Raw genomic sequence first — 511 nt, 5'->3', positions numbered from 1 at the left:
GCCTGTCGGTGCAGCGCCAGCAGCCGGTGGTGAAGGCCTACCCGTCCAGCCCGGCCGCGCTGGCGATCACCGAGATCGCACGGCGCACCGCGCGCTGGCAGGCGCCGACCGAACCCCGTGGCGGCGTCGAGTTCTTCCTCGAACGCATCCTCAAGCAGCGCGGGGTGGCCGCATGAAAGGCGCAGCCCAGTACCGGGAGGTCCAGCGCTCGGCGGCCAACGAGGTCATCGCCCAGCATTCGGACCTGGTGCGGCGCATCGCCCACCACCTGGCCGCACGCCTGCCGGCCAGCGTCGAGGTCGACGACCTGATCCAGGCCGGCATGATGGGCCTGATCGAGGCCTCGCGCAGCTACGACGCCGACCAGGGCGCCTCGTTCGAGACCTATGCCTCGATCCGCATCCGCGGCTCGATGATCGACGAGATCCGTCGTGGCGATTGGGTGCCGCGTTCGGTGCACCGCCGTGCACGCGATGCCGCCGCCACCATCCGCCGCTTGGAACAGAGCAGC

At 70.8% G+C, this 511-nt stretch carries 1 protein-coding gene; it reads left to right on the top strand.

The features are described from left to right. Positions 1-172: 172 nt before the first annotated feature. On the top strand, positions 173-511 hold a 339-nt coding region (locus tag C9414_RS21185), incomplete at its 3' end, for a sigma-70 family RNA polymerase sigma factor (protein ID WP_142398097.1).

It is taken from the genome of Bacillus sp. Nf3, assembly GCF_003028545.1.
GTDB lineage: Bacteria > Bacillota > Bacilli > Bacillales > Bacillaceae > Bacillus > Bacillus safensis.
This window is presented reverse-complemented; position numbering and strand designations above follow the sequence as displayed.